The 5974-nt window shown below is 38.5% G+C and carries 5 protein-coding genes; 1 reads left to right on the top strand and 4 read right to left on the bottom strand.

The features are described from left to right. From CCAND38_RS01100 to CCAND38_RS01090, 3 genes are all read right to left on the bottom strand, one after another. Positions 1–723 (bottom strand): isoaspartyl peptidase/L-asparaginase family protein (locus CCAND38_RS01100; RefSeq protein ID WP_042343110.1); only part of this gene is annotated, 723 nt, incomplete at its 3' end. A 97-nt stretch (positions 724–820) separates the two neighbouring features. Further along, on the bottom strand, positions 821–1312 hold the full coding sequence (locus CCAND38_RS01095) for a YqiA/YcfP family alpha/beta fold hydrolase (protein ID WP_042343109.1): 492 nt from the start codon (positions 1310–1312) through the stop codon (positions 821–823). 50 nt (positions 1313–1362) lie between these two features. Continuing rightward, entirely contained in the window at positions 1363–2052 is a 690-nt protein-coding gene (locus CCAND38_RS01090) for a Crp/Fnr family transcriptional regulator (RefSeq protein WP_042005336.1), read from the bottom strand. A gap of 186 nt (positions 2053–2238) precedes the next feature. Here CCAND38_RS01090 and CCAND38_RS01085 point away from each other — a divergent pair, with 186 nt between their 5' ends. Continuing rightward, complete coding sequence (locus CCAND38_RS01085) at positions 2239–4638, top strand: heavy metal translocating P-type ATPase (protein ID WP_042005335.1); 2400 nt, start codon at positions 2239–2241, stop codon at positions 4636–4638. Positions 4639–4785: 147 nt separating this feature from the next. Here the strand turns inward: CCAND38_RS01085 and trpB are convergent, their stop codons facing one another. Further along, positions 4786–5943: a tryptophan synthase subunit beta gene (gene trpB, locus CCAND38_RS01080; protein WP_231549983.1), complete on the bottom strand. Its 1158-nt coding sequence runs from the start codon at positions 5941–5943 to the stop codon at positions 4786–4788. Positions 5944–5974: the final 31 nt, after the last annotated feature.

Genomic DNA, 5974 nt, shown 5'->3' with positions numbered 1-5974 from the left:
CCCTGCCGTACGGATAACCGCTTCGCCCAAACCTGTTGCTGCGGCTGCTCCTACTTCATTGTCCAAGAACAGTCCTCCACCGATGATAGGTGAATCGCCCACTCTACCTGCCATTTTCCAAGCCATTCCACTAGTAGTACAAGCCCCTGAAAGGTTTCCGTTTTCGTCCAATGCCAACATACTAATCGTGTCGTGGTTTTCAATATTGATAATAGGCTTATATTGAGAGGTTTTCAGCCATTCTTCATAAGCTTTCTTTGACTTTTCAGTTAGTAAATCTTCTTCTTTAAACCCTTGTGAAAGAGCAAATTGCTTAGCTCCATCACCCACGAGCATTACGTGAGGCGTTTTTTCCATTACCAAACGAGCCACCGAAATGGGGTGTTTGATATTTTTCAAACAAGCTACCGAACCCGCATTGTTTTGGCTGTCCATAATACAGGCATCGAGCGTCACGTTTCCTTCTCGGTCTGGATATCCGCCATAACCTACCGATGTTTCTTCGGGGTCGGCTTCGGCAGTCATCACACCTTTTTCGACCGCATCTAAGGCACTTCCGCCCGAGGCGAGGATTTTCCAAGCAGCATCGTTGGCAGGTAATCCGTGATTCCAAGTACTGATAACCACAGGTTTAACAATAGTTTTTTCCTCTGTATTTTTCGTAACCGTTTGATTACAAGCTGATAGAAGAACGCATAAACTTACAAAATACGCTTTTTTCATTTTATTTTATGGTTTTTGGTTTTATTTTTCGTGTTTCATTTCAAAACAGTCATTTCTTGCTAAAATCGCTCTGTTTTTCAAAAAAAAACAATCTGTTCTATCTGATTTGAGTAAAGAAAAATTCCACTTCCTTTCGGAAAATATCAATGTCATACGAATGTTGCATTGTATTAGTGAAATGAATATTAATGTTTTGATTTTCAGATATATCCTCTTTTATAATTTCGATAGATTCCCACGCTGAGATAATTTTATCCTGTCCTCCAACTACAATTTGCATATATTCTTTATAGTTCTTGTTGAACGCGGTGGGTATAGGCATTTCGGTTCTGAATGTCAATGCTGGGTTGAATAATAGACATGGTTTTTGTAAATATTGAGCCAAGTAATACGCCACCAATCCTCCCGCACTCGACCCTATGATAGCTTCGATGTCAGCATAATTTTGTTGGAGTTTTTGAAACAAATTAGGCGTGTTTTTATAGTCAATGGTAGGGCCTTCGACCATTCCATAGGTTTGTAAAACAGCTCTTCGGTCGTCCTGCAATAGGCTGTCCAATCCGTGTAAGTATAGAAGTCTGTTTGTCATATTAAAATTAAGTTTTGACAACCAAGTTCAGAGATGCAATATATTAGCCTTTACATTCCTTGTGAAGTTTTATCTAATTGCTTTCTATTCAACACTTTGATTCGTTTTGCTTTGGTTTCTATCCATCCGTTTTTGGTAAATTCAGATAGCATCCTGATGAGAGATTCAGTGGCAGAGCCTATCATTGTTCCGATTTCTTCTCTTGAAAGTTGCATATTGATATATCCATCATGGTCTTTTCCAAAGATTTCTTCCAAAAACATAAGGGTATGTGCAAGTCTCTGTTTAACAGTTTTTTGTGCTAAGTCGAGGATAGCATCGTCGGCTTGTTTGAGTTCATCGCATATATTTTTAAAGAGTTCCGATGAAAAAAAGTGATTTTCGGCAAAAGAGTTTTGAAAGTCTTCTTTTGGAATCAAACACGCCTGTACGTCGGTTAACGCTGTTGCGGTAAGACTTACGGGACGTTTGGTAATAATACTTTTTTGCCCTAAGATATCACCTTTGGTAACAAATCGCACTATTTGGTTTTTTCCTCCAAAACTCAACTTAGTAAGTTTACAAAAGCCTTCGCTGATGCAATAGACCCCCGGTAGCATATCACCTTCCTCAAAAATAACCTCTCCCTTTTTTATGACTATGGATGTCTTATGTTCTGATATACAGCAAAGTTGCCCTTCGTTTAAGGTTTTTAACGCATTCTGATTTCTAACAGAACATTTCTCACAGCGAGTCGGCATAAGCAGATTTGATTTTGTTTAGTTTCGCAAAGATATAAAATTAGTAATAGAAGTCATAATTTTTTTGTAACTTTGCCACTTTATATAGTAGGTAATGTACCCGAAAGAAAATTAGCGAAAGGAGAATTACAAGGTTTTTCTCAATCCTAATCGGAAAATGTTATTGCCTAACCTCTAATGTAATTTATGTCGAATACTTGTTATCATTGTGGCAATGAATGCGATAGTCGTCCGTTGGAACTTGACGATAAGATTTTCTGTTGCTTAGGCTGTAAAACGGTCTATGAACTGTTATCAGAAAATAATTTAACTTCCTACTACGACCTTGAAAAAACCCCAGGAGCTCGTCCGGAGGCTTCTTCGGAAAAATATGCTTTCTTGGACAATGAAAAAATTGTAGATAAACTACTGGAATTTAACGACGGCAACGTTCAAGTTGTCAGTTTGTATATTCCTCATATTCATTGTAGTTCATGTATTTGGGTTCTTGAGAACTTGGATCGTTTGCACAAAGGAGTAACCACAGCTTTGGTAAATTTCCCTAAGAAAACAGTACGCATCACTTATAACGCTGACATGCTAACCCTTAAAGAGTTAGTACTTCTGTTAGCCCATATTGGTTATTCACCTTACATCAGTTTGGATGATTATCAATCCAAAAAAAACAATCCAAATCGCGATATTTACTACAAATTAGGGGTGGCAGCTTTTGCTTTTGGAAACGTGATGTTACTGTCCTTTCCCGAGTATTTTGAGGCTGATGAATTTTGGATTGAACAGTACAAGCCTTTTTTCCGTTGGCTGATGTTTTTTCTTTCATTACCCGTGATGTTTTACTCGGCTTCGGATTATTTTATTTCAGCGTATAAGGGTATCAGAAGTGGTTTTTTGAATATTGACATCCCTTTAGCTTTAGGAATTTTAGCAATGTTCGTCCGTAGTTGCTACGACATATTAACAGATTCGGGGCAAGGATTTTTCGACAGCCTTAACAGCTTGGTTTTCCTATTGTTAATCGGCAAGTTTTTTCAACAACGCACTTATGACTTTCTCTCCTTTGAGCGCGACTACAAAAGTTATTTTCCGATTGGAATAACCAAAATTCACCCCGATGGAAAGGAAGAAAGCGTTCAGGTTTACGACATTCAACAAGGCGATAGGCTACTGATTCGCAATCAAGAACTTATCCCAGTGGACGCAATTCTGATCCGTGGTGAAGGACATATCGATTACAGTTTCGTAACCGGTGAAGCTGATCCGATGCAGAAACTCAGTGGAGATAAACTTTTTGCAGGTGGAAAACAAACGCAAGGAGCCATTGAAATAGAAGCTCTTAAAGGAATTTCACAAAGCTATTTGACCCAACTTTGGAGCAATGATGTATTCAACAAAGACAAAGATGATGATTTTAAATCTTTAACAGATAAAGTTAGTAAATACTTTACCATTATCATTTTGTCCATTTCGTTAATTTCATTACTCGTTTGGATTTTACGTGCTTACTGGGGAATTTCAGCTCCTGTGATGGCACTAAACGTATTTACAGCAGTACTCATCATTGCTTGTCCGTGTGCATTAGCCATTTCAGCTCCGTTTACTTTGGGAAATATGCTTCGGATTTTTGGTCAGCGTAAATTATACCTCAAAAACAGTAAAGTAATCGAAAAAATGGCAAAAATTGACACCATTATTTTCGACAAAACAGGAACTATCACCACAGCTAATAAATCTGATTTAACCTACGAAGGTATTAGCTTAACCCCTAATGAACAGCGAGTTGTAAAGAATACATTGCGAAATTCTAATCATCCGTTGAGCCGTCAGGTCTATGACTTTTTGGAGGTTTCGGACAACTCCAAACTTATTGATAATTTCGAAGAAATTACAGGAAAAGGAATCCAAGCTACGGTTGAAGGTATTGCTGTGAAAATTGGATCAGCGAGTTTTGTAGGGAAACACGTAGAACACAACAACTTGAAGACCAGCGTACACCTGTCCTTAGATAATGTTTATAAAGGATGTTTTGTGTTCCACAATTCCTATCGCGATGGGATTTCGGAGTTGTTTACATCATTATCATCTGATTATGAAATTGTTATTCTCTCAGGTGATAATGAAAGCGAACAGATGAACTTGGAAAAAATATTACCTAAGGGTTCTATTCTTCTTTTTAATCAAAAACCTGAAGATAAATTGCTTTACATTAAACATTTGCAAGAAAAAGGTAAAAAAGTGATGATGGTAGGCGATGGATTGAATGATGCAGGAGCTTTAAAACAAAGTGATGTAGGCATCGCTCTCTCTGAAAATGTAAATGTATTCTCACCTGCTTGTGATGGTATTATGGACGCTTCAAAAATCAAGCAATTGAATGTTTTTATGGCACTTACGAAAAAATCAATGCAAATTATTAAAGGTAGTTTTGTGCTATCGTTCCTCTATAATATGGTGGGAATAACCTTTGCTGTTCTGGGGTTACTTTCGCCCTTGGTGGCAGCCATCTTGATGCCTTTAAGTTCAATAACCATTGTTCTTTTTACTACTATTAGTGCTAATGTAGCCTCTGTCAAAAGATTAGGGAAGTAAAATGCTTTGTGATTATTCTTTACAAAATAAAAACATAAGTATTTCAATATTTCATATGTAATATATTAAAAATAAACCACATAGATATATAGTTTTTTCTATGTGGTTTATTTGAAATTTTCGGTAGTTTTCGGATAATGAATGCTTTTACATTTCTCTTTCCACGTCTTTATCTCCTCTTCCTGATAGATTTACGATTGAAAGGCTGTTTTTGTTTTTCAATAGTTTTACGGCCAATGCCACCGCATGAGACGATTCAATGGCGGGAATGATGCCTTCCAATCGGGCAAGGAGTTTGAAGGATTCGATTGCCTCCTCATCGGTCACGGAAAAATAGGAAGCTCTTTGGCTGTCTTTTAGGTAGGCATGTTGTGGACTAATTCCGGGGTAATCCAATCCTGCTGCTATTGATTTTGAAGCGATTGGATTTTTGTCCGCATCAGTTAAGCAGTAGGAGTACGTTCCTTGGAAAACGATTGGAGTTCCATAATTGAGCGTAGCGGCGGTGTTGTTAGCTATGTTTTTTCCTCCGCCTTCGGCTCCGTACATTTTGACCTGAGGATCGTCAATAAAAGCTGAAAACAGACCAATAGCATTTGACCCTCCACCAAGACAGGCGATAACGCTATCGGGCAAACGTCCCTCTTTGTTTAGAATTTGTTGCCGAGCCTCGTTGCCAATCACGCTTTGGAAATATCCCACCATTTTAGGATACGGATGAGGCCCTACTTGTGAGCCTAGCAAATAAAAACTATCTGGATGATTGATGTAATAGTCCAAAGCGGAGTCTACAGCATCCTTAAGTGTTTGATTTCCTGTGGTTGCAGCTACGATTTCAGCTCCCAATAGTCGCATTCGTCGAACGTTAAGAGCTTGGCGTTCCATGTCCACAGCCCCCATGAATATTTTACAAGGCAATCCTAAAAAAGCACAAGCCGTTGCGGTTGCCACGCCGTGTTGTCCCGCACCTGTTTCGGCAATAATTTCTTTAGCACCCATTTTTTTAGCCAACAAAATTTGTCCAACGGCATTGTTAATTTTATGGGAACCAGTGTGATTCAGGTCTTCACGCTTCAAATAGATTTTTGACCCCACATATGCACTCAGGTTTTTAGCATAGTAAAGAGACGATGGCCTACCCACAAAATCTTTTAACACATCGATAAATTCGGTTCTGAATTCATCCGTTTGGGTGATCTGATCAAAAAAGTCACTGAGTTTTTTCAGTTGAGTTTCCAAAACAGGAGGCACAAACGCCCCGCCATAAACGCCATAAGTTCCGTTATTTTCCAACATTTTAGCCACAGGCGAAACCTCTGTTTGTGGCTGGGTTTTT

Origin of the sequence: Capnocytophaga canis (assembly GCF_000827555.1) — a bacterium.
Lineage (GTDB): Bacteria > Bacteroidota > Bacteroidia > Flavobacteriales > Flavobacteriaceae > Capnocytophaga > Capnocytophaga canis.
This window is presented reverse-complemented; position numbering and strand designations above follow the sequence as displayed.

Excerpts from the sequence above, each read along its gene's own strand:
- CCAND38_RS01095 (WP_042343109.1), bottom strand. The coding sequence starts at position 1,312 with ATGACAAACAGACTTCTATACTTACACGGATTGGACAGCCTATTGCAG.
- CCAND38_RS01085 (WP_042005335.1), top strand. The coding sequence starts at position 2,239 with ATGTCGAATACTTGTTATCATTGTGGCAATGAATGCGATAGTCGTCCG.
- CCAND38_RS01090 (WP_042005336.1), bottom strand. The coding sequence starts at position 2,052 with ATGCCGACTCGCTGTGAGAAATGTTCTGTTAGAAATCAGAATGCGTTA.